The organism is Paraburkholderia sp. GAS348 (assembly GCF_050434205.1).
GTDB lineage: Bacteria > Pseudomonadota > Gammaproteobacteria > Burkholderiales > Burkholderiaceae > Paraburkholderia.
Genome location: NZ_JBNPVT010000007.1, coordinates 29549 through 52476, shown reverse-complemented (window position 1 = coordinate 52476; position 22928 = coordinate 29549). Strand labels below are relative to the sequence as shown.

Genomic DNA, 22928 nt, shown 5'->3' with positions numbered 1-22928 from the left:
AACAGGGAGCCCGCCTCATGGCAAAGTTCTTTATTGATCGCCCAATTTTTGCATGGGTGATCGCCATCATTCTGATGCTCGCGGGTATCGCGTCGGTCTTCACATTGCCGATCGCGCAATACCCGACCATCGCGCCGCCGGCCGTGCAGATCAGTGCAACGTACCCGGGCGCATCGGCGAAGACGGTGGAAAACACCGTCACGCAGGTGATCGAGCAGCAGATGAGTGGTCTCGACCACTTGCTGTACCTGTCGTCCACTTCGGACGACTCGGGTACGGCAACCATCACGCTGACGTTCGCAGCCGGCACCAATCCTGACATTGCGCAGGTGCAGGTGCAGAACAAGCTGCAGCTCGCCACGCCGCTGTTGCCGCAAGCCGTGCAGCAGTTGGGCACCAAGGTCACGAAGTCGAGCAGCAGCTTCTTGCTGGTGTTGGCGTTCGTGTCCGAAGACGGCAGCATGAGCAAGTACGACCTGGCGAACTACGTCGCGTCGAACGTCCAGGACCCGATCAGCCGGATCGACGGTGTGGGTACGGTGACGCTGTTCGGCTCGCAGTACGCGATGCGGATCTGGCTGGATGCGAACAAGTTGACCAACTTCGGCCTGACGCCGGTGGATGTGCAGACCGCGCTGCTCGCGCAGAACGTGCAGGTCGCGGGCGGTTCGCTCGGCGGCACGCCGTCGGTGCCGGGCCAGGTGCTGCAGGCCACCATCACGGAAGCCACGCTGCTCAATACGCCTGAACAGTTCGGCAACGTGCTGCTGAAGGTGAATACGGACGGTTCGCAAGTCCGTATCAAGGATGTGGGCCACATCGAGCTCGGCGGCGAAAACTACAACTTCGACACCAAGTACAACGGTGCGCCGACGGCAGGCTTCGGGATTCAGCTGGCCACCGGCGCGAACGCGCTGGCAACCGCCAAGGCGGTGCGCGCGAAGATCGACGAACTGTCGAAGTACTTCCCGCATGGCCTCGTTGTGCAGTATCCGTACGACACCACGCCGTTCGTGCGCGCGTCGATTGAAGAAGTGGTCAAGACGCTGCTCGAGGGTATCGTGCTGGTGTTCCTGGTCATGTACCTGTTCCTGCAGAACCTGCGCGCCACGCTGATCCCGACGATCGCCGTGCCGGTGGTGCTGCTGGGCACGTTCGCGATCATGGGTGTGGTGGGCTTCTCGATCAACACGCTGTCCATGTTCGGGCTCGTGCTGGCGATCGGCTTGCTGGTGGACGATGCGATCGTGGTGGTGGAAAACGTCGAGCGGGTGATGGCGGAGGAGGGCTTATCGCCTCGCGACGCCACCCGCAAGGCAATGGAGCAGATTACCGGCGCGCTGGTCGGCGTGGCGCTCGTGCTGTCGGCGGTGTTCGTGCCGGTGGCGTTCTCGGGCGGTTCGGTCGGGGCCATTTACCGGCAGTTCTCGCTGACGATCGTGGCGGCGATGGTGCTGTCCGTGCTGGTCGCGTTGATTCTGACGCCGGCGCTGTGCGCGACGATCCTCAAGCCGATTCCGAAGGGGCATCACGAAGTCAAGACGGGCTTCTTCGGCTGGTTCAACCGGACCTTCGAAACGAGCCGCGACAAGTATCACTCGGGCGTTCACCACGTGATCAAGCGCTCGGGCCGTTGGCTGATCATCTATATGGTGGTGATCTTCGCGGTCGGCCTGCTGTTCGTGAAACTGCCGAAGTCGTTCCTGCCTGATGAAGACCAGGGCACGATGTTCGTACTGGTGCAAACGCCGTCCGGCTCGACCCAGGAAACCACGGCGCGCGCGCTGAAGGACGTCTCCGACTACCTGCTCAACACCGAGAAGAGCATCGTCGAATCGACCTTTACGGTGAACGGCTTCAGCTTCGCCGGCCGCGGTCAGAACGCGGGTCTCGTGTTCGTGCGGATGAAGGACTACGCGGCGCGTCAGCACTCGGATCAGAAGGTGCAGGCGCTGGTTGGCCGCCTCTTCATGCATTTTTCGAGCTACAAGAACGCGCTGGTGTATCCGGTGAATCCGCCGTCGATTCCTGAGCTCGGCACGGCCGCCGGCTTCGACTTCGAATTGCAGGATCGCGCGGGTGTCGGCCACGAGAAGCTGATGCAAGCTCGCAACATGCTGCTGGGTATGGCCGCGAAAGATCCGACGCTGGCTCAGGTGCGTCCGAACGGCCTGAACGATACGCCGCAGTTCACCGTGAACATCGACCACGAGAAGGCTTCCGCGCTCGGCGTGTCGCTGTCCGTGATCGACCAGACGTTCTCGATCGCATGGGCGTCGCAATACGTGAACAACTTCCTCGATACCGACGGCCGGATCAAGAAGGTGTATCTGCAGGGCGACGCACCGTTCCGGATGAAACCGGAAGACCTGAACGCCTGGTACGTGCGCAATACGGCCGGCGGCATGGTGCCGTTCTCATCGTTCGCCAGCGGTACGTGGTCCTACGGTTCGCCGAAGCTCGAGCGCTACAACGGTATCTCGGCGGTGGAAATCCAGGGCGCGGCTGCCCCGGGCAAGTCGACCGGCCAGGCCATGACGGCCATGGAAGCACTCGTGGCGAAGCTGCCGGCGGGTATCGGCTACGAATGGACGGGCCTGTCGTTGCAGGAACGCCAGTCCGGTTCGCAGGCGCCGATTCTGTACGGCATTTCGATTCTGGTGGTGTTCCTCTGTCTCGCGGCGCTGTATGAAAGCTGGTCGATTCCGTTCTCGGTGATCATGGTGGTGCCGCTTGGCGTGATCGGCGCACTGCTGGCCGCTACGCTGCGCGGGCTTGAGAACGACGTGTTCTTCCAGGTGGGTCTGTTGACCACGGTGGGGCTGTCGGCGAAGAACGCGATTCTGATCGTGGAATTCGCCCGCGAGCTGCAGCAGGGTCAAGGGATGGGACCGGTCGAGGCCGCGCTGGAAGCCGCGCGTCTGCGGTTGCGGCCGATTCTGATGACCTCGCTCGCGTTCATTCTCGGCGTGATGCCGCTCGCGATCAGTAACGGCGCGGGCTCGGCCAGCCAGCACGCAATCGGTACCGGCGTGATCGGCGGGATGTTGACGGCGACCTTCCTCGCGATTTTCATGATCCCGATGTTCTTCGTCGTGATCCGCGCGAAATTCGGCGGCGAGCAGGAAGACCCGGATGAGGCGCTCGAACACTACAACCAGCACCATCCGCATGATCCGCAAGGTGGCGGGTCGGCCGGCAATGGCTCGGGCAAGGACGGACATTGAGATGCAAAAACACTCTTTGATTGCAGTGGCGGTTGCGCTGTTCGCCGCGGGTTGCACGATGGCGCCGAAGTACCATCGCCCGGCCGAACCCGTGGCGGCGACTTTCCCGACCGGCGGCGTGTACGACACGCAGCCGGGCGCGGCGAGTGCCGCGCGGACCGCGAACGGCCAGGCGGCGGCCGATATCGGCTGGCGTGATTTCTTCGCCGATGCGCGTTTGCAGCGGCTGATCGAAATCGCGCTGAAGAACAACCGCGATCTGCGCGTGTCGGTGCTGAATATCCAGGCATCGCAGGCGCAGTACCAGATCACTCGCGCGGCGCTGTTCCCGACGCTGAACGCCGCGGCGTCACAAAGCAAACAGCGCACGCCGAAAGATTTGACGGCCACCGGCTTGACGATCACCAACACGTACTCGGTGGGTCTGAACGCTTCCTGGGAAATCGATTTCTTCGGGCGGATTCAAAGCCTGAAGGATCAGGCGTTGGCTCAGTACCTGGCCACCGCGCAGGCGCGCAAGGCCGCGGAAATCGCGTTGGTCTCGCAGGTGGCTAGTCAGTACATGACGGTGCTCGAGGTGGACGATCTGCTGAAGGTCACGCAGAACACACTCAAGACTGCCCAGGAGTCGTACCGGATCACCAAGCTGCAGTTCGACAACGGCACGGGTTCGGAACTGGATCTGCGGCAGGCGGAAACGGTGGTCGAGCAGGCGCAGGCCAACCTGCAGTCGCAGGCGCGTCTGCGGGCGCAGGCGGATAACGCGCTCGTGCTGCTGGTCGGCGAGCCGTTGCCGGACGATCTGCCATCAGGCATGTCGTTGGACAATCAGAACCTTCTGACGGATATCCCGGCGGGGTTGCCGTCCGATCTGCTGACGCGCCGTCCGGACATCATGGAGGCCGAAGAGAACCTGCTTGCTGCCAATGCGAACATCGGCGCGGCGCGCGCAGCGTTTTTCCCGAAGGTCTCGCTGACCGGCAGTTTCGGCACGCTCAGCCCGTCGCTCGGCGGTCTGTTCAAGCCGGGTTCGGCGGCGTGGAGCTTCGCACCGTCGATCACATTGCCGATCTTCGAAGGCGGCCAGAACAAGGCCAATCTCGATCTCGCCACCGTGCAGAAAAACATCCAGATCGCGACGTATGAAAAGGCGATCCAGACGGCCTTCCGCGAAGTGGCGGACGGACTGGCTGCACGCGGCACGTACGATCAGCAGATCGAGGCGCTGGAGCGCAATACTTTTGCCGAACAGCGCCGGCTGGATCTGTCGAACCTGCGTTATACGAACGGCGTCGACAGCTATCTGTCGGTGCTGACCGCGCAGAACGATCTGTACGTATCGCAGCAGTTGCTGGTTACCGCGCGCATGCAGCGTCTGCAGAACCTGGTCACGCTGTATCAGGCGCTCGGCGGCGGCTGGATCGAACGGGCCGGCGAGCAGCCGCGCCCGGCCGACGCGCCGGTCGATTACGGTGCGGCGAGCGCGCCGGTGGCGGCTTCGGCAGCAACGGCGGGTTGAGTCTCTTTTAGTCTCGTAGTAGCAGGCGCGCAGGCCGGTTTTCGGTTTCAGGGAAGCCGCCCTTCGCAGCCGGTAATAACAAAAACGCCACGGCATGCCGTGGCGTTTTTGTTGATGCTCAGATCTGATCAGATCAACCCATCGCAACTCAACTCAGATCAGATCAGCCCGACTCAGCGCTTGCGCTCAGCGCGATCTCTGGCGCGCGGCGCGGGTTCCAGTCAGATGCTCAGTGCACATCCGCGGCACGCAGCATCTCGTCGCCGCCCTTCGGCTCATTACCGCCGCGTCCGTCGAAATCATGTCCGGCCTTGCGAATTTCGCACTGTGCCTTCTTCTCGCTCTTCACACCGTTGAAGACCAGGTTCAGCACCACCGCCGACACCGACGCCAGCAAAATCCCGCTATGCAACAGCGGTGACAGCGCCGGCGGCAGCTTCGAGAAAAATTGCGGCGACACCACCGGCACCAGACCCATGCCGATACTCACCGCGACGATGAACAGGTTATGGTGGTTCTTCACGAAGTCGACTTTGGCCAGCACCTTGATGCCATTCGCCGCGACCATGCCGAACATCACGATGCCCGCACCGCCCAGCACGAAGGCCGGCACCGACGCAACCACTTGCGCCATCTTCGGGAACAGGCCCAGCAGCACCAGGATCACGCCGCCCATCGCGCAGACAAAGCGGCTCTTCACGCCCGTCACGCCGATCAGGCCAACGTTCTGCGAGAACGAGGTATGCGGAAACGAGTTGAAGATGCCGCCGATCAGCGTGCCCAGACCATCGACGCGCAGACCGCGCACCAGCGTCTTCTGATCCACCGGACGATCGACCATGTCGCCGACAGCGAGGAACATGCCGGTCGATTCGATGAAGGTGACGAACATCACGGTGACCATCGTCGCGATCGCAAGCGGATCGAAATGCGGCAGGCCGAAGTGGAACGGCATCACGATGCCGACCCACGGTGCGTGCGTGACACCGTCCATGTTGACGCGGCCGAGCGCCAGCGCGATCACGAAACCCGCGACGATCCCGAGCAGCACCGAGATATTGGCGAGGAAGCCCTTGGCGAACTTGTTGATGAGCAGAATCAGCATCAGCACGAGGAGCGACAGGCCGAGATAGACCGGATTACCGTAGTCAGGGTTGCCGACACCACCGGCTGCCCAGTTGATGCCCACTTCCATCAGCGACAAACCGATCACCGAGATCACCACGCCGATCACCACCGGCGGGAAAAAGCGCAGCAGCTTGCCGACCGCCGGCGCGAGAAGGATGCCGATAACGCCGGCCGCGATCGTCGAGCCGAAGATGTCGAGAATACCGAGCGATGGATTCGTGCCGATCGCGACCATCGGACCGACAGCTGCAAATGTGCAGCCCATGATGACCGGCAGACGAATGCCGAAGATCCACAGACCGAGCGTCTGAATCAGCGTAGCGATGCCACAGGAAAACAGATCGGCGCTGATCAGGAATGCGATCTGGTCTTTCGGCAATTTCAGCGCCGCACCGATGATCAGCGGCACCGCAACTGCGCCTGCGTACATCACCAAAACGTGCTGAATGCCGAGCGTCAGCAACTGGCCCGCGGGCAGTCGCTCGTCGCACGGGTGAACCGTGTTCGATTGCATTTTGTCTCTCTCCACCATCTCGTTTTGGGATGGCTCCAAGGTATGCGGAACGATAAAGTGCAACAAGACCACTGGGGCCTATTCCGGCATTCCCGGTGACGATATGCATGATGCCCATTTGAAAGCCAAAAGAAATGCGCGCCCCGCACAAATCGGCTGTAAGCCCCATGCAGCGGCGAGGCGCGTCCGTGCGCGGCGCGGCGTCGCTTCAGGTCATATGTGTTAAAGACAATGAGGTGTATCTCGCTCGGCGCATAGTGCTGTTTTCGCCTCGCGTCCCGTTTGAAGGGGTTAACCCGTAAATTGAGGGTTTTCACTTAGACTCCCGCGTGGTTGCCGGCGCGCCACGAAAGCCTGTCTTCGATGATGGAAAATACAGCGCTAGCCGCACTTTCCGAGTGCGTTTTCCCATGCCTCACTAGATGTTCTATCGCTCATGACTTTTCTTGGCATCGATCTCGGCACCGGCTCCCTCAAAGTCGTTATCGTCGACGAAAACGGCCGCGAGCAGGCGGCCGCGAGCGTCGCTTATGCGCTCGAAACGCCGCACGCAGGTTGGGCGGAAATGTCGGTGCAGACCTGGTGGCGTGCGCTCTGCGAGGCTGCGGCGCGACTGCCCGCCGACGCGCGGCGGGACGTCGAGGCGATCGGCTTTTCCGGGCAGATGCACGGGGTGGTCATGGTGGCTGCCAATGGCGAAGCGGTGCGGCCGGCGATGCTCTGGCCCGACACGCGCGCATTGGGTTTGCTCAATCAGTGGCCCGAGTCGCAGCCGAATCCCGTTGCGCCCGGCATGGCTGGTCCTTTGCTGCGTTGGATCGTGCAGAACGAACCGCAAACCGCGCGCAAGACGCGTTGGGCGCTGCAACCGAAAGACTGGCTGCGTGTGGCGCTGGGTGGCGCGGTGGCAACCGACCCCTCCGATGCCTGTGCGACGGCGCTTGCCGATCCGGCCGGCGTGTGGGATCGCGCGCTGCTCGACCGCCTCGAACTGCCGCACGAATGGTTTGCACCGTTGGCGCCATCCTATGCGGCGGGCGGAGTGTTGTCGGAGAAAGCCGCGCAAGCGCTGGGTCTGCGCGCCGGTATCGTGCTCGCGATTGGCGCCGCCGATACGCCATGCGCGGCACTTGGCAGCGGTCTCGCTCACGACGGCGACGCGTTGCTCACCACCGGCACCGGTGGGCAGATCGTCGTGCTCGCGGAACACGCACCGCAAGCCGCGAAAGGCCTGCATCGCTACCGCGCTGCGAGTGATCACTGGTACCGGATGGCGGCGATGCAAAACGTCGGCGTCGCGCTCGAACGCGTGCGGGGCTGGCTGTCGTATGAATGGGCCGATGCCTATCGTGAAGCGTTCGGTGATGCGTCCGGCGGTGTGTCCGGCGGTGCGTCGAGCATTGCGTTCGGCAATGCATCCGGCAATGCATCCAGCAGTGCATCCGGCAGTGCATCGGGCAGTGCATCCAGCACTGCATCCGGCAATGCCGCAGGCAACGTATCAGGTGGCGCTCTTGGCGATGTAACAGGCGCTGCCCCAAGCGCCGCAGCGGGCCTGACTTTTCTGCCCTATCTCACAGGCGAGCGCACGCCATGGCTCAACCCGGCCGCGCGCGGCGGCTGGCTCGGCCTTGCGCTCGATCACACGCGCGGCACGATGATGCGGGCCGCCTTCGAAGGCGTGGCGTTCTCGCTGCGCGCCGGGCTCGACGCGATTCGCGCGAGCGGCGCGAACGTGAACACCTTGAAGCTCGCTGGCGGCGGTTCCGTGGATGCGCGCTGGCGGCAGTTGCTCGCCGATGCGCTCAACGTCGAGTTGTATGCGGTCGATTGTCCGAACGCGGCGCCGCGCGGAGCGGCCATCCTCGGCGCACTGGCAAGCGGGCACTGGCACGCGAGCGATCTCGCGGCGCTTGCGCCAGGCGCGACGCGCGTTGCCAGTCCGCAAAACGATGCGGCGCTCGCGCAACGGTACGCGCGTTTTCTCGATCTGTATGGCCGGGTCGAGACATGGTTCGGTGAGGATGAAGGCGAACGCGAACGCGAACGCGAACGCGAACGCGAACGCGAACGCTCGTAGCCGAGCCGATGTCACCTACAGACAATGCCCAATGTCACGTACAGACAATGCCGCGACGCACTTTGCAATACCATTACACCTTTCGCGCGCTAAGCTACCTGCCGGCACATCAGGCTGTGCGGCAGTGGCAACTTCTATCCGCCGCCCGGACCATCACGCAATCACAGCCGTCGAAGTGCAACACTGGCGCGCCGCGCGGTATCCCACTGCGACGCGCCAGGCGTTCACAGACTCACAGGAGCATTCACGATGAAGACCAAAGCAGCAATCGCATGGAAAGCTGGCGCCCCGTTGACGATCGAAGAAGTGGATCTGGAAGGGCCACGCGCCGGTGAAGTCCTGATCGAAGTGAAGGCGACGGGCATCTGCCACACCGACTACTACACGCTGTCCGGCGCCGATCCCGAAGGCATCTTCCCGGCGATTCTCGGCCACGAAGGCGCGGGCGTGATCGTCGATGTCGGCCCGGGCGTGGGTACGCTTAAGAAAGGCGATCACGTCATTCCGCTCTACACGCCGGAATGCCGTCAGTGCAAATTCTGTCTGTCGCGCAAGACCAATCTTTGCCAGGCGATCCGTTCGACGCAAGGCCGCGGCCTGATGCCGGACGCCACGTCGCGTTTCTCATTGGATGGCAAGCCGCTGTTTCACTACATGGGCACGTCCACGTTCTCGAACTACATTGTCGTGCCGGAAATCGCGGTTGCGAAGGTGCGTGAAGACGCGCCGTTCGACAAGATCTGCTACATCGGCTGCGGCGTGACAACCGGTGTCGGCGCCGTCGTGTATTCGGCGAAGGTCGAGGCGGGCGCGAACGTGGTGGTGTTCGGTCTCGGCGGCATCGGCCTGAATGTGATTCAGGGCGCGAAGATGGTGGGCGCGGACAAGATCATCGGCGTCGACATCAACCCGGGCCGCATCGAGCTGGCGAAGAAGTTCGGCATGACTCACTTCATCAACCCGAACGAAGTCGAGAACGTAGTCGATCACATCGTGCAGCTCACCGATGGCGGTGCGGACTACTCATTCGAGTGCATCGGCAACACCAAGGTGATGCGTCAGGCGCTGGAGTGCACGCACAAGGGCTGGGGTCAGTCGTTCATCATCGGCGTGGCGGCGGCGGGCGAAGAGATCAGCACGCGTCCGTTCCAGCTGGTGACGGGCCGCGAGTGGAAGGGCTCGGCGTTCGGCGGCGCGCGCGGGCGCACCGACGTGCCGAAGATCGTCGACTGGTACATGGAAGGCAAGATCAATATCGACGACCTGATCACGCACCGTCTGCCGCTCGAGCGCATCAACGAAGGCTTCGACCTGATGAAGAAGGGCGAGTCGATCCGCTCGGTCGTGCTGTACTAACGCCGCACGGTTTCGCGAAACAGAAAGGAGCATGTCGATGCTTGAACTATTGTCGTCGCATGCCTGCCATGGCGGCGAGCAGCGGATCTACCGGCACGACTCGCAGACCGTCGGTCTGCCGATGCGCTTCTCGGTGTTTCTGCCGCCGCAGGCCTTGCAGGCCAACGCGAATGTGCCCGCGCTGTTCTATCTCGCGGGTTTGACCTGCACGGAAGAAACCTTTCCGGTCAAGGCCGGCGCGCAGCGCTTCGCGGCACAGCACGGCATCGCGCTGATCGCGCCGGACACCAGTCCGCGCGGCGCGGGCGTGCCGGGCGAAAGCGCCGCGTGGGACTTCGGCGTAGGCGCGGGCTTTTACGTTAACGCGACGCAGCAGCCGTGGGCGAAGCACTATCGGATGTACTCGTATGTGCGCGATGAACTGCGCGAAACGGTGCTCGCGAATCTGCCGGTGGACGGTGCGCGCCTGGGCATCTTCGGGCATTCGATGGGGGGGCATGGCGCGCTGATGCTGGCGCTGCGCAACCCGACGATCTATCGGTCGGTGTCGGCGTTCGCGCCGATCGCCGCGCCTTCACGGTGCCCGTGGGGCGTAAAGGCGTTCAGCGGGTATCTGGGCGAAGACCGCGAAGCGTGGCGGCAGTATGACGCGAGCGAACTGGTCGGCCACGTATCGCGCAAGTTCGCGCAAGTTCGCGCAAGGGATTCTGGTCGATCAGGGGCTGGCGGATCAGTTCCTCGCCGAGCAACTGAATCCGGACGTGTTCGAAGCCGCCTGCAAGGCCGCGGGACAGCCGCTGACGTTGCGTCGTCACGCTGGCTATGACCATGGGTACTACTTCATCTCGACTTTCATCGAGGATCATCTCGCGCATCACGCGAAGGTGCTGCTCGCTTGACGTTCATAGGGCGATGGCGGCGGTATGCAGGTGATGCCGCCGCTATCTCCAGATATTCGCCAATGCGGTTGACGGGCCATCGCTGCGAATGCCGCGATGCGATTTGCAGCCAGCGCGCTCAGTCAGCCGCTCAACGCCGCCTCAACAAACTCCCGCCATACACCACCGCCGACAGCACGGTGATCCAGAAGCTCGTCGGCCAGTCGGTATAGAACGCGAGCGTCAGACCCAGCCACGCCTGCACCAGCGCAAACACGGCGGCGAGCACGAGACCGGTCGAGAGCCGCGTCGTCACGTTTTGCGCAGCGGCGGCCGGCCCGACCATCAGCGTGAACACCAGCAGCACGCCGACAATCTGCGTGCATGCCGCCACCGCCAGCGCGGCAATCGACAGAAACAGCACCGACACCAGACGCAACGACACGCCCTTGGCCTCGGCCAGTTCCGGTTGCAGCGAAGCAAACAGCAACGGCCGCATAATTGCCGCGAGCGCCATCAAACTGACGACGCCCAACGCCGCCAACACACCGAGCGTCGACGCGTTCACGCCGAGCACATTGCCGAACAGCAGCGCGGTGACCTGGGTCGCGTACGCGGTGAAGAAGTGCAGGAACAGCAAGCCGAAACCGAGCGACAGCGACAGGATCACGCCGATCGCGACATCGCGTCCGGCGAGCCGCTCGCCGAGCGCACCCATGCCGACGCCCGCGGCGAGCGTGAAGCCGATCATTCCCCAGATCGGCGAGATGCCGATCAGGACCGCGCCGGTCGCGCCGGTGAAGCCGACGTGCGAGAGCGCGTGGCCCGCGAAGGTCTGTCCGCGCATCACCAGAAAATAGCCCACCACACCCGCCAGCACCGCGACGATCCCCGACGCCGCGAACGCGTTCACCATGAAATCGTATTCAAACATCGTGCTTATGTCCGTCGCGTGAGTCGTGCTGGTGTGAGTGGCCGTGCGCGCCACCGTGGTCGTGCGAGTGTGAATGCCCGTGCGAGTGGCTGTGGCCGCCGTTCTCGTCGTGTTCGTGCTCGTGATCGTGTTTTTCGACTTCGACGTCGCCCGACATCACGAAGATGCGGCCGTTCACGCGCATCACGTCGATCGGCGAGCCATAGAGACGCGACAGCACCGGCCGCGTAATGACTTCATCGACGGTGCCAAGCGCGGCGACACCGTTGCCGAGATACAGCACGCGATCGAGCGCGTGCAGAAGCGGATTCAGTTCATGCGCCGAGAACAGCACGGCAATGCCGAGTTCCTGCTGCACGCGGCGGACCAGTTCAACCACGCTTTTCTGATGATGCGGATCGAGGCTGATCAGCGGTTCATCGAGTAGCAGCAGTTTGGGGTTGCCGAGCAGGCACTGCGCAAGCAGCAGGCGCTGACGTTCGCCACCCGACAGTTCCGATAAAGGCCGCTCGGCCAGCTGGCGGCCGCCCACCAGATCCAGCACCCGCTCGACATCCGCGCGGGTTTTGCTGTCCGCGTGGGGCAGGCCCCAGCGGTGTCCATCGGCGGCCATGGCGATGAAATCGCGGCCGCGCACGCGGCGTCCAGCCAGCGCACTGCGCGTCTGCGGCATATAGCCGATCGACGCATTGCCGCGCTCGACCGGCTGCCCCAGCACGCGGATCGCGCCGCTTGCAGCCGGCACGAGACCGAGCACGGCGCGCATCAGCGTGGTTTTGCCCGCGCCGTTCGGCCCGAGCACGCCGATGAATTCACCCTGGTTCACCACGAAACCGGTGTCGCGCAGAATCGTGCGGCCGCCGAGTTCGAGCGTCACGTGGTCGAGTTCGAGCACGGGCGCATTGGCGCGTCCGCTGTTTGACGCGCTCGTTGATGCATTAGCTGGCGTGCTGCGGCCAGTTTCGTTCATTGGGTTTTTCCTTTAGCGGTGCTTGCCGCCGCATTCGCTGCGCCCGCATCGCCCGCGGCCAGCGCCGCGCCCAGCGCGTCGAGCTGCGTCAGCATCCACGTCTGATAGGTCTTGCCGGCCGGTTCGGTTTCGGTGACGCTCATGGTCGGCACCTTCGATTGCTGCGCGAGCTTCAACATGCGTTTGGTCAGGGCCTCGGTTGCCTGGCTGTTATAGATCAGAACGCGCACACGCCTTTCGCGCAGATCGCGTTCGAACGCGGCGATATCGGCCGCGCTTGCTTCCGTGTCGTTCATCGTCGCGAGCTGGAAGCGCAGATTGCGCATCGAGAGGCCTACCGCGTCCGACATATAGCCGAACACCGGCTCGGTCGCCGTCACCGGCACGCCGGCGTAGCGGCCATGCAGATCGGCGACTTTGGCGTCGATGGGTTTTAGCGAGTCGAGAAACTTCGCGAGGTTCGCATCGTACGCCGACTTGTGCGCCGGGTCAGCCGCAACGAGCGCCTCGCTCACCGCGCGCGCTACTTTCGGCATGGTCGCCGGGTCGTACCAGAGGTGCGGATTATCGCCGCCCTTCTTGCCGACGAGATCCGCGGCGACGATCGTAGTGCGCTTCGCGCTCTTCGAGGCGGCCAGCAGTTTCGCCATCCACGGATCGTAGTCGGCGCCGTTGTAGACCACAAGGCTCGCATGCTGCAAGGCGCGCGCCGTCTTCGGGCTCGCTTCGAACAGATGCGGATCCTGATCCGGATTGCTGAGGATGCTCGTTACGTCGACGCGGTCGCCGCCCAGCTGCTGCACGACGTCACCGTAAAAATTTTCCGCTGCCACCACCGGGATTTTCGCATCCGCCGCAAACGCGCCATGGCTGAGCGTGACAGCAGCAGCGGCCGTCGCGGCTATCGCCACGGTCTTCGACAGCGTCAGCGCACAGCGCGCCCCGTTCAACATCGAGCCGAATGTCTTCATCGTCGTTTCCTGCCCCGTGAGAGTTGAATGAAACACAAACCTTAGGCGCGGCGCGCTTCGGTGTTCTCGCAGTCGCACCTGCGCACACGCCGCCGGGCCACGCCACGTGGGGCTGCGCCTATGCCGCCGGCCCAGAGCCGTGCGAGGTCGAAATGATATAACGTATCTCGAATTCTTGTCAGCGACTTATGCGGAAAGCGGATTGGCCGTCTTCGATTTCTCGTATTAGTGCCGGTCGGAACGGGGAGCGGCGGTGTGGCGATCCTGCCGCGCTGCACCATCGAAATCTGGTCGAGCGCCTTGACATGACCCGGTCCGTATCCGATCATTCGATCACAAACAGAGCAATTGTTCGCGTAACGAGCGTTCGCTCACCGCGCCTCAAGAAGCGAAACGAACCGGAGACAAGCAGTGGCGGCACGATTGCAAGACAAGGTGGCCATTCTGACGGGTGCGGCTAGCGGAATCGGTGAAGCCGTGGCCCGGCGCTATCTGGACGAAGGCGCGCGTTGCGTGCTGGTCGATGTGAAGCCGGCGGACAGTTTCGGCGACGCGCTCTTCGCCGCATACGGCGACCGCGTGCTGACCGTCAGCGCCGACGTGACGCGCCGCGAGGATATCGAACGCATCCTCGCGAGTACGCTGGAGCGCTTCGACCAGGTCGATATCCTGTTCAACAACGCGGCGCTCTTCGATATGCGCCCGCTCCTCGATGAATCCTGGGACGTGTTCGACCGCCTCTTCGCGGTCAACGTGAAGGGCATGTTCTTCCTGATGCAAACCGTTGCCCGGAAAATGGTCGAGCAGGGCCGCGGCGGCAAGATCATCAATATGTCGTCGCAAGCCGGGCGGCGCGGCGAGGCGCTGGTGTCGCACTACTGCGCAACCAAAGCCGCCGTACTCAGCTATACGCAATCGGCCGCCTTGGCCCTTGCGCCGCACAAGATCAATGTGAACGGTATCGCGCCGGGCGTCGTCGATACCCCGATGTGGAATGAGGTCGACGCGCTCTTCGCGCGTTATGAAAACCGGCCGCCAGGCGAGAAGAAGCGCCTGGTCGGTGAGGCGGTGCCGCTCGGCCGTATGGGTGTGCCGGACGATCTGACCGGCGCCGCCCTGTTCCTTGCGTCGGCGGATGCCGATTACATCACCGCGCAAACCCTGAACGTCGACGGCGGGAACTGGATGAGCTGAGCGGATCACCATGTGGATAAGCCGAACTCGCTTTACCAATCCGCCTCACCCTTTGTCATTTTCGTAGAACAAACGCAACACTACATAACGTACGAGAAAGGAGACAGCACATGAAACCAGCTACTCAATCCGCGCTGAAGGCGGTCAGTGCCGGCGCTCTGGCATGCTTTGCGTTGAGCGCTCAGGCGGCCACGGTGACCATCGCCACGTTGAACAATCCGGACATGATCGAGCTGAAGAAGCTCTCGCCCGCCTTCGAGCAGGCGAATCCGGATATCAAGCTCAACTGGGTGATTCTCGAAGAAAACGTGCTGCGTCAGCGCGCCACCACCGATATCACGACCGGCAGCGGCCAGTTCGACGTGATGACGATCGGCGCGTACGAAACGCCGCAATGGGGCAAGCGCGGCTGGCTCACGCCGCTCACCGGCCTGCCCGCTGATTACGATCTGAACGACGTTGTGAAGACGGCCCGCGACGGCCTCTCGAGCGGCGGTCAGTTGTACGCGCTGCCGTTCTACGTCGAAAGCTCGATGACGTATTACCGCAAGGATCTGTTCGCGGCCAAGGGCCTGAAGATGCCCGATCAACCGACCTACGACCAGATCGCGCAATTCGCCGACAAGCTCACGGACAAGGCCAACGGCATGTATGGCATCTGCCTGCGCGGCAAAGCCGGCTGGGGCGAAAACATGGCGTACGCGACGACGGTGGTGAACACCTTCGGCGGCCGCTGGTTCGACGACAAGTGGCAAGCGCAACTGACCTCGCCGGAATGGAAGAAGGCCATCACCTTCTACGTCGATCTGTTGAAGAAAGACGGCCCTCCGGGGGCGAGCTCGAACGGCTTCAACGAAAACCTCACGCTGATGTCCTCGGGCAAGTGCGCGATGTGGATCGACGCCACGGTGGCCGCCGGCATGCTCTACAACAAGCAGCAGTCGCAGATAGCCGACAAGGTGGGTTTTGCGGCGGCGCCGATCGAAGTCACGCCGAAGGGCTCGCATTGGCTGTGGGCGTGGGCGCTGGCCATTCCGAAGTCGTCGAAGCAGCCTGACGCGGCGAAGAAGTTCATCGCGTGGGCCACCTCGAAGCAGTACATCGAACTGGCCGCGAAGGATGAAGGCTGGGCCTCGGTGCCGCCGGGAACGCGTCATTCGACCTACGCGCGCCCTGAATACAAGCAGGCTGCACCGTTCGGCGACTTCGTGCTGAAGGCAATCGAAACGGCGGATCCGGATCACCCGACGTTGAAGCCGGTGCCGTACACCGGTGTGCAGTTCGTCGGCATCCCTGAATTCCAGTCGTTCGGCACGGTGGTCGGTCAGAGCATCTCCGGCGCGGTTGCCGGTCAGATGACGATCGATCAGGCGCTGGCAGCCGGGCAGGCAACGGCAAACCGCGCCGTGCAACAGGCCGGTTATCAGAAATAAGCCGCAGTGGTAAGCCGCACTGCAAGCACTGCAACGTAACGTGAAACGCGCCGGCTGACACCCGTCAGCCGGCCCACGCAGCACAGCGGGCCGTCCTCGCCACTTACTTGCCACTCATTTGCCACTCAAGCGCCGCGACATCGCGAGCGTCGCGGCGAGTGATGCGGCCAAGGCAGTGTCTTCGCCGGACAGCCCGCGCATTACCGAACAGGTGGTCAATCATGCGTCCTCTGCGCCTACCTCTCATGCATGCCCATCCCCAGACAGAAAAAGAACGCGAAGTCCGCAAAGCTAATTCCGCCCGCTGGCTGGTGTCGCCCTCGGTCGCGGTACTCGTACTGTGGATGGCCATTCCGCTGGCGATGACGATCTGGTTTTCGTTCTCCCGCTACAACCTGCTGAATCCGGATCTCAAAGGCTTCGCAGGATTCGACAACTACAAATATCTGGCCACCGATCCGTCGTTCGGACCGTCGATCGGGCACACGCTCGAACTGATCATCTCGGTGCTGGTGATCACGGTGGTCGGCGGCGTGCTGATGGCGATCCTGTTCGACCGTAAGTTCTACGGCCAGGGTGTCGCGCGGCTCTTGGCGATCGCGCCGTTCTTCGTGATGCCGACCGTCAGTGCGCTGATCTGGAAGAACATGATCCTGCATCCGGTGTATGGCCTGATCGCGCAGGGCATGCGCGCGATCGGCATGCAGCCGATCGACTGGTTTGCCGACTATCCGCTGACGGCGGTGATCATGATCGTCGCCTGGCAGTGGCTGCCGTTCGCGTTCCTGATTCTGTTCACCGCGATCCAGTCGCTCGATCAGGAGCAGAAGGAAGCGGCGCGCATCGACGGCGCGGGTCCGTTTTCGATGTTCTTCTACATCACGCTGCCTCACCTGAAACGGGCGATCGCTGTGGTGGTGATGATGGAGACGATTTTCCTGCTGTCGATCTTCGCCGAAATCTATACGACCACGGGCGGCGGTCCGGGCACCGCGACCACCAATCTGTCGTACCTGATCTATTCGCTGGGCCTGCAACAGTTCGACGTCGGTCTCGCTTCGGCGGGCGGCATTCTGGCTGTCGTGCTGGCTAACATCGTGTCGTTCTTCCTTGTGCGGATGCTCGCGAAGAACCTGAAAGGGGAGTACGAAAAATGAGCCACGTTGCCTCTACACCGGCGTCCACCACGACGCCAATGAGCGTGCCGGCCAAGTCGCCGTTCGACGCGATTCGCCGCGGCATTCCCGGCGTGATCGCCTGGCTGGTCGCGCTGCTGCTGTTCTTCCCGATCTTCTGGATGACAATCACCGCGTTCAAGACGGAGCAGCAGGCGTATTCGTCGTCGCTGTTTTTTATCCCGACGCTCGATAGCTTCCGCGAGGTGTTCGCGCGCAGCAACTACTTCTCGTTCGCTTGGAATTCAATCCTGATCTCGGCGGGCGTCACGGTGCTGTGCCTGATTCTCGCCGTGCCGGCCGCATACGCGATGGCCTTCTTTCCGACGCGCCGCACGCAGAAAGTGCTGCTGTGGATGCTGTCGACCAAGATGATGCCGTCGGTCGGCGTGCTGGTGCCGATCTATCTGCTGTGGAAAAACAGCGGCCTGCTCGATACGGTGTCCGGTCTGGTGATCGTCTACACGCTGATCAATCTGCCGATTGCGGTGTGGATGTCGTTCACGTACTTCGCTGAAATTCCACGCGACATTCTCGAAGCAGGACGGATTGACGGCGCGGCCACGTGGCAGGAAATCGTCTACCTGCTGATGCCGATGTCGCTGCCGGGACTCGCCTCCACTGCGCTGCTGCTGGTGATCCTGTCGTGGAACGAAGCATTCTGGAGCATCAACCTGTCGAGTTCGCACGCCGCGCCGCTGACCGTGTTCATCGCGTCATATTCGAGTCCTGAAGGCTTGTTCTGGGCGAAGCTCTCCGCAGCGTCGCTGCTCGCGGTCGCACCGATCCTGATCGTCGGCTGGCTGTCGCAGAAGCAACTGGTGCGCGGCCTTACGTTCGGGGCGGTCAAATGACGGCAGGCACGAATGGAAGTCAGTTCGCGCTGATCTGCGATTGCGACGGCGTGCTGATCGACAGCGAAGCCGTGGCGGTGCGCATGCTGGTGCACGAACTCGAAGCGCGCTGGCCCGATGCCGATGTCGAACCCGTGGTGCTGCCGCTGCTCGGCTTGCGCATCGAAAAGGTACTGCAAGGCACGGCGGTGCAACTTGGCAAGAACCTCAGCGCCGACGATATCGAGGCGATCCGCGGAGCGGTGGAAGCGGCGGCGCTGCAGGCACCGGTAGTCGTTGGAATCGAGGCCGCGCTCGCGCAGGTGCCGCTGACCAAAGGATGTGCGAGCAACAGTTTCCGGCCGTATGTGGAGAGCGTGCTGGCGCGCACGGGCCTCGTGAGGTTCTTCGGCAATCGGCTCTTTTGCGCTGATGCGGTGCCGAATCCGAAGCCCGCACCTGACGTCTATCTTGCGGCCGCGCGAGGTCTCGGCCTCGCGCCATCCGCCTGCCTCGTGGTGGAAGACAGCGTGACGGGCGTGACGGCGGCGACCGCGGCGGGCATGACGGTGCTGGGCTTTATCGGCGGCGGTCATGCGAGTGACGCGCAGATCGACGCACTGCATGCCGCGGGCGCGCGTCACGTGTTCGACGACATGCTGCAGTTACCGGAACTGGTCGCGCAATGGACGTTGAGCGCGACGGCAGCGGCGCCGTAAGCGCGGCCGGTCGAAGCACACGAGCGGCGAATCAACAGGATCTGAGCCGCTCATAGAGAATCGAATTAACGCAGCTGCTGAGGAAATGGAAGCAACGCAAGCAACATAAGCGACGTAAGCGACGTAAGCAACCGACGCAACCGAAGCACCGTTAGCAACACACAGCAATACACGGAGACACATCATGGCAAGCGTAACTCTGCGCAACATCAGAAAAGCCTACGACGACAACGAAGTGATGCGCGACATCAACCTCGACATTCTGGACGGCGAATTCGTCGTGTTCGTGGGCCCGAGCGGTTGCGGTAAATCGACGCTGATGCGGATGATCGCCGGCCTCGAAGACATCAGCGGCGGCGATCTGACCATCGACGGCACGCGCGTGAACGACGTGCCGCCCGCCAAGCGCGGCATCGCGATGGTGTTCCAGTCGTACGCGCTATATCCGCACATGACGCTATACGACAACATGGCGTTCGGCCTGAAACTCGCCGGCACCAAGAAGCCGGAAATCGACGCCGCCGTGCGCAACGCGGCAAAGATTCTGCACATCGATCATCTGCTCGATCGCAAGCCGAAGCAGCTTTCGGGTGGTCAGCGCCAGCGTGTTGCAATCGGCCGCGCGATTACGCGCAAGCCGAAAGTGTTCCTGTTCGACGAACCGTTGTCGAATCTCGACGCCGCGCTGCGCGTGAAGATGCGCCTCGAATTCGCGCGTCTGCACGACGAACTGAAGACCACGATGATCTACGTGACGCACGACCAGGTCGAAGCCATGACGCTGGCCGACAAGATCGTCGTGCTGTCGGCGGGCAATGTGGAGCAGGTCGGCAGCCCGACCATGCTGTATCACGCACCGGCCAATCGCTTCGTCGCCGGCTTCATCGGCTCGCCGAAAATGAACTTCATGGAAGGCGTTGTGCAGTCGGTGACGCACGACGGCGTCACGGTGCGCTACGAAACCGGCGAGACACAGCGTGTCGCGGTGGAGCCGGGCACGGTGAAGCAGGGCGACAAGGTCACCGTCGGCATTCGTCCGGAGCATCTGCACTTCGGAATGGCCGAGGACGGCGTATCGGCAAAAACCATGGCGGTCGAATCGCTCGGCGATGCGGCGTATCTGTACGCGGAATCGAGTGTCGCGCCGGATGGCCTGATCGCGCGGATTCCGCCGCTCGAACGCCACAGCAAGGGCGACACGCAAAGGGTCGGCGCCACCCCTGAGCATTGCCATTTGTTCGACAGCGAAGGGAAAGCCTTCCAGCGGAAGATCGTCGAAGTGCTGGCTGCGTGAGTCAGTGAATGGGAAAGCGGCGGGTGCGCCGCTTTCCTTTTATCACGCTGGGGATAAGCCGCTGTGGCAAGCGCCGCTCACGGGGTTCGAGCGAGGCCGTGTGGGCAATGCGTCACACGCGTCCTGGCGGGCGGGCCGTATTGGTTCGCAGCGCTCAGGCTTCGAGCGCCGCTCGCGCACACAGCTCGTCGGTCACCAGTCCCGAGAGCCAGCCGCCTTTGAGCACCGCGATCAGCGCCTCGCGCTTGCGCTCGCCGCCGGCAAACCCGATGGTGGGGCGCCGCGGCGGCGAGTCGAGCGCGATGCTGGTAACGCGCCGGCCGGTCGGCGATTCGACGTGTACACCGGCCGCATCGATGGGCAGGCCGAGCATTTCGGCCACCGCACCGTTCTGCATCAACTCCTTCACTTCTGCGGACGTGATAAAGCCGTCTTCGTGCAACGGGCATTGCGGCCCGATATTGCCGATGCCGACGAACGCGACATCCGCCTTGGCCGACAGCGATTCGACGATCCGGTAGAGCCGGTGATTGCACCACTGCGCGCGTTCGGCCTCGCTATCGGCGAGCAACGGCGCGGGCAGCAGAAAATGCTTGCCGCCGGTCTTCTCCGAAATATGCAGCGCGACGTCGTAGCGGTTCGAGGAGCCGTCCGAGGCGATCGCCCCGACCATCGATACCAGCCGGTGCTGCGGACGCTCCAGCTGCGCGATCTGATCGACCGCGGCCTTTAGCGTACGGCCGCTGCTCACGGCGACCACCATCGGCTTTTCTTCGCTGAGATAGCGCTCCATGACCTGCGCGCCGGCCACCGCGAGCTTGCGGTCGACTTCCTCCGAGGTATCGCTGTCGATCGGTACGACTTCGCACATGCTCAGGCCGTAGCGCTTCGAGAGTTGATCGGCGAGCGCAAGACAATCGGCCAGTTTGTGATCGACGCGCACGCGAATCAGATTCTTCTCGACAGCGAAGGCGACCAGCCGCTGCGCCACCGGGCGTGACACCTGCAGTTTCTCGGCGATCTCGTTCTGGGTGTTGCCTGCGACGTAGTACAGCCACGCGGCGCGGGTAGCAAGATCTAATTTTTCTGTGGACTTGGGCACGGTGACGGTTCGCTTGAAGTGCGCCGATGATAGGAGCCGGTCCTCGCCTCTCAACGGGAGCCGGCTGTGGTTTGCCGGTTAGGCGAGCGGTTGCCGCGCAGGGTCGAACAGCGGCCGCACGTGGCGGTAGAGCGCGCGATACGCCTCGAGCCGGTTGCGCAGTTCGGCGTGCCGTCGCGGGTTCGGCGTGAATTCCTTTTCGATCGGCGGTTTGGTCAGCACCTTGGCCGGGTCGCCGCCGGCGGCTAACCAGCCGAGGCGGGCCGCGCCGAGCGCCGCGCCGGTTTCGCCGCCGCCGTGCTTGCGGGTGGCGGTGTCGAGCGCATCGGCGAGCAGTTGTGCCCAGTAGTCGCTGCGCGCGCCGCCGCCGAGCAGGGACAGCGCCTTCGCTTCGGTGCCGGCCGCGCGCAACGCGTCGAGGCCGTCGGCGAGCGCGAGCGTCACGCCTTCGAGCACCGCGTAGCCGAGCAACGCGCGATCGGTGGCGTGATTCATGCCGAAGAACACGCCTTGCGCGTACGGGTCGTTGTGCGGTGTGCGTTCACCGGACAGATAGGGCAGAAAGAGCGGTGCGGTCGTCAACGCCTCCGCGGGCAGCGCCTCGATTTCGGCGAGCAGGGTCGGCTCGTCGGTTGAGGTGAGCTTGCAGACCCAGCGCAAACAACTTGCCGCCGACAGCACCACGCTCATCTGATGCCAGCGATCCGGAATCGCATGACAGAACGCGTGCACCGCGGAAGCGGGGTTCGGCCGGAAACTGTCGCCGACCACGCACAACACCCCCGAGGTGCCGAGCGAGACGAAGCCGTCGCCCGGTTGCGTCGCGCCGATGCCGATTGCACTCGTGGCGTTGTCGCCGCCGCCGGCCGCGACGATCACGCCGTCGCTCAAACCGAACTCGCGCGCCACGTTGGGCAGCAGGGTGCCGGACGGCGCGCTGCCTTCGCATAGGCTTGGCATCTGCGCGCGCGTCATGTTGCAGGCGGCGAGCAGCGAATCGGACCAGTCGCGTTTGGCGACGTCGAGCCACAACGTGCCCGCTGCGTCCGATGGATCGGACACCTTGCCGCCAGTCAGTTGCAGGCGCAGGTAGTCCTTCGGCAGCAGCACACAGGCGGTCTGCGCGAAGATGTCCGGTTCGTGGCGCGCAACCCATAGCAGCTTCGGCGCGGTGAAACCGGGCATCGCGAGATTGCCGGCTACGGTGTGCAACTCCGGCGCTCGCTCGGTGAACTCTGCGCACTCCTTGTCGCTGCGCATGTCGTTCCACAGGATCGCGGGCCGTAAAACGCGGTCCTGCGCATCCAGCAGCACGGCCCCGTGCATCTGCCCGGAGAGACCGATGCCGCGAATCTGCGCGAACTCGTCGGGATGTTTGGCGCGTAAAGCGGCCAACGCCGTGCGCGTGCCAGCCCACCAGTCTTCGGGATTCTGTTCGGCCCAGCGCTGATGCTGACGCGAGACGGTAAAGGGTGAGCCTGCGGTGCCGATCACGCGTCCATTGGAGGCGAGCAGCAGGACTTTCACTTCGGACGTGCCGAGGTCGATGCCGAGATACATGGGCGCGAAACCTTCGTCGTTAGGGATGCGCTACTTTAGCC

At 63.3% G+C, this 22928-nt stretch carries 16 protein-coding genes and 1 pseudogene; 11 read left to right on the top strand and 6 right to left on the bottom strand.

Going from position 1 to position 22928, the window contains the following annotated elements:
- The first annotated feature begins 17 nt into the window (after window positions 1-17).
- Together P3T22_RS14385 and P3T22_RS14380 are read left to right on the top strand one after the other, a co-directional pair.
- Window positions 18-3227 carry an efflux RND transporter permease subunit gene (locus P3T22_RS14385; RefSeq protein ID WP_063497224.1) on the top strand — a complete coding sequence of 1070 codons (3210 nt, stop codon included), beginning with the start codon at window positions 18-20 and terminating at the stop codon, window positions 3225-3227.
- A gap of 1 nt (window position 3228) precedes the next feature.
- Window positions 3229-4746, top strand: a complete 1518-nt coding sequence (locus P3T22_RS14380; protein WP_063497223.1) for an efflux transporter outer membrane subunit — start codon at window positions 3229-3231, stop codon at window positions 4744-4746.
- A 229-nt stretch (window positions 4747-4975) separates the two neighbouring features.
- Here the strand turns inward: P3T22_RS14380 and P3T22_RS14375 are convergent, their stop codons facing one another.
- Window positions 4976-6388 carry a nucleobase:cation symporter-2 family protein gene (locus P3T22_RS14375; protein ID WP_063497222.1) on the bottom strand — a complete coding sequence of 471 codons (1413 nt, stop codon included), beginning with the start codon at window positions 6386-6388 and terminating at the stop codon, window positions 4976-4978.
- Window positions 6389-6824: 436 nt separating this feature from the next.
- Here P3T22_RS14375 and P3T22_RS14370 point away from each other — a divergent pair, with 436 nt between their 5' ends.
- From P3T22_RS14370 to fghA, 3 genes and pseudogenes are all read left to right on the top strand, one after another.
- Window positions 6825-8468 carry a xylulokinase gene (locus P3T22_RS14370; RefSeq protein WP_429325296.1) on the top strand — a complete coding sequence of 548 codons (1644 nt, stop codon included), beginning with the start codon at window positions 6825-6827 and terminating at the stop codon, window positions 8466-8468.
- 249 nt (window positions 8469-8717) lie between these two features.
- Window positions 8718-9824: an S-(hydroxymethyl)glutathione dehydrogenase/class III alcohol dehydrogenase gene (locus P3T22_RS14365; protein ID WP_063497220.1), complete on the top strand. Its 1107-nt coding sequence runs from the start codon at window positions 8718-8720 to the stop codon at window positions 9822-9824.
- 37 nt (window positions 9825-9861) lie between these two features.
- Window positions 9862-10723 (top strand): annotated as a pseudogene (fghA, locus tag P3T22_RS14360) (S-formylglutathione hydrolase).
- Between the two features lie 130 nt (window positions 10724-10853).
- Here fghA and P3T22_RS14355 read toward each other — a convergent pair.
- The 3 genes from P3T22_RS14355 to P3T22_RS14345 are packed head-to-tail and all read right to left on the bottom strand — an operon-like array spanning window position 10854 to window position 13577.
- Window positions 10854-11636 carry a metal ABC transporter permease gene (locus tag P3T22_RS14355; RefSeq protein ID WP_063497218.1) on the bottom strand — a complete coding sequence of 261 codons (783 nt, stop codon included), beginning with the start codon at window positions 11634-11636 and terminating at the stop codon, window positions 10854-10856.
- The gene (locus P3T22_RS14350) at window positions 11629-12606 is read right to left on the bottom strand and encodes an ABC transporter ATP-binding protein (protein WP_063497217.1); all 978 of its coding nucleotides are present in this window, start codon (window positions 12604-12606) and stop codon (window positions 11629-11631) included. Before P3T22_RS14350 ends, P3T22_RS14355 begins: the two co-directional genes overlap by 8 nt.
- Window positions 12603-13577 carry a metal ABC transporter solute-binding protein gene (locus tag P3T22_RS14345; RefSeq protein WP_429325295.1) on the bottom strand — a complete coding sequence of 325 codons (975 nt, stop codon included), beginning with the start codon at window positions 13575-13577 and terminating at the stop codon, window positions 12603-12605. The genes P3T22_RS14350 and P3T22_RS14345 overlap by 4 nt, the downstream gene beginning before the upstream one ends.
- A gap of 411 nt (window positions 13578-13988) precedes the next feature.
- On the opposite strand from P3T22_RS14345, the gene P3T22_RS14340 reads away from it, so the two are divergent.
- The 6 genes from P3T22_RS14340 to P3T22_RS14315 all read left to right on the top strand — a co-directional run bounded on the left by P3T22_RS14340 (window position 13989) and on the right by P3T22_RS14315 (window position 20225).
- Window positions 13989-14771 carry an L-iditol 2-dehydrogenase gene (locus P3T22_RS14340; RefSeq protein ID WP_429325294.1) on the top strand — a complete coding sequence of 261 codons (783 nt, stop codon included), beginning with the start codon at window positions 13989-13991 and terminating at the stop codon, window positions 14769-14771.
- Between the two features lie 110 nt (window positions 14772-14881).
- Entirely contained in the window at window positions 14882-16204 is a 1323-nt protein-coding gene (locus tag P3T22_RS14335) for an ABC transporter substrate-binding protein (protein ID WP_063497214.1), read from the top strand.
- 221 nt (window positions 16205-16425) lie between these two features.
- Entirely contained in the window at window positions 16426-17361 is a 936-nt protein-coding gene (locus tag P3T22_RS14330) for a carbohydrate ABC transporter permease (RefSeq protein WP_063497213.1), read from the top strand.
- Between the two features lie 38 nt (window positions 17362-17399).
- The gene (locus tag P3T22_RS14325; RefSeq protein WP_172161794.1) at window positions 17400-18233 is read left to right on the top strand and encodes a carbohydrate ABC transporter permease; all 834 of its coding nucleotides are present in this window, start codon (window positions 17400-17402) and stop codon (window positions 18231-18233) included.
- Window positions 18230-18931 (top strand): HAD family hydrolase, encoded by a 702-nt coding sequence (locus P3T22_RS14320; RefSeq protein ID WP_063497211.1) that lies wholly within the window; start codon window positions 18230-18232, stop codon window positions 18929-18931. The genes P3T22_RS14325 and P3T22_RS14320 overlap by 4 nt, the downstream gene beginning before the upstream one ends.
- Before the next feature lie 184 nt (window positions 18932-19115).
- Window positions 19116-20225 carry an ABC transporter ATP-binding protein gene (locus tag P3T22_RS14315; RefSeq protein WP_063497210.1) on the top strand — a complete coding sequence of 370 codons (1110 nt, stop codon included), beginning with the start codon at window positions 19116-19118 and terminating at the stop codon, window positions 20223-20225.
- 154 nt (window positions 20226-20379) lie between these two features.
- Here P3T22_RS14315 and P3T22_RS14310 read toward each other — a convergent pair whose 3' ends face one another.
- Together P3T22_RS14310 and xylB are read right to left on the bottom strand one after the other, a co-directional pair.
- The gene (locus P3T22_RS14310; protein WP_063497209.1) at window positions 20380-21327 is read right to left on the bottom strand and encodes a sugar-binding transcriptional regulator; all 948 of its coding nucleotides are present in this window, start codon (window positions 21325-21327) and stop codon (window positions 20380-20382) included.
- A 78-nt stretch (window positions 21328-21405) separates the two neighbouring features.
- Window positions 21406-22887, bottom strand: a complete 1482-nt coding sequence (gene xylB, locus P3T22_RS14305) for a xylulokinase (RefSeq protein WP_063497208.1) — start codon at window positions 22885-22887, stop codon at window positions 21406-21408.
- Window positions 22888-22928: the final 41 nt, after the last annotated feature.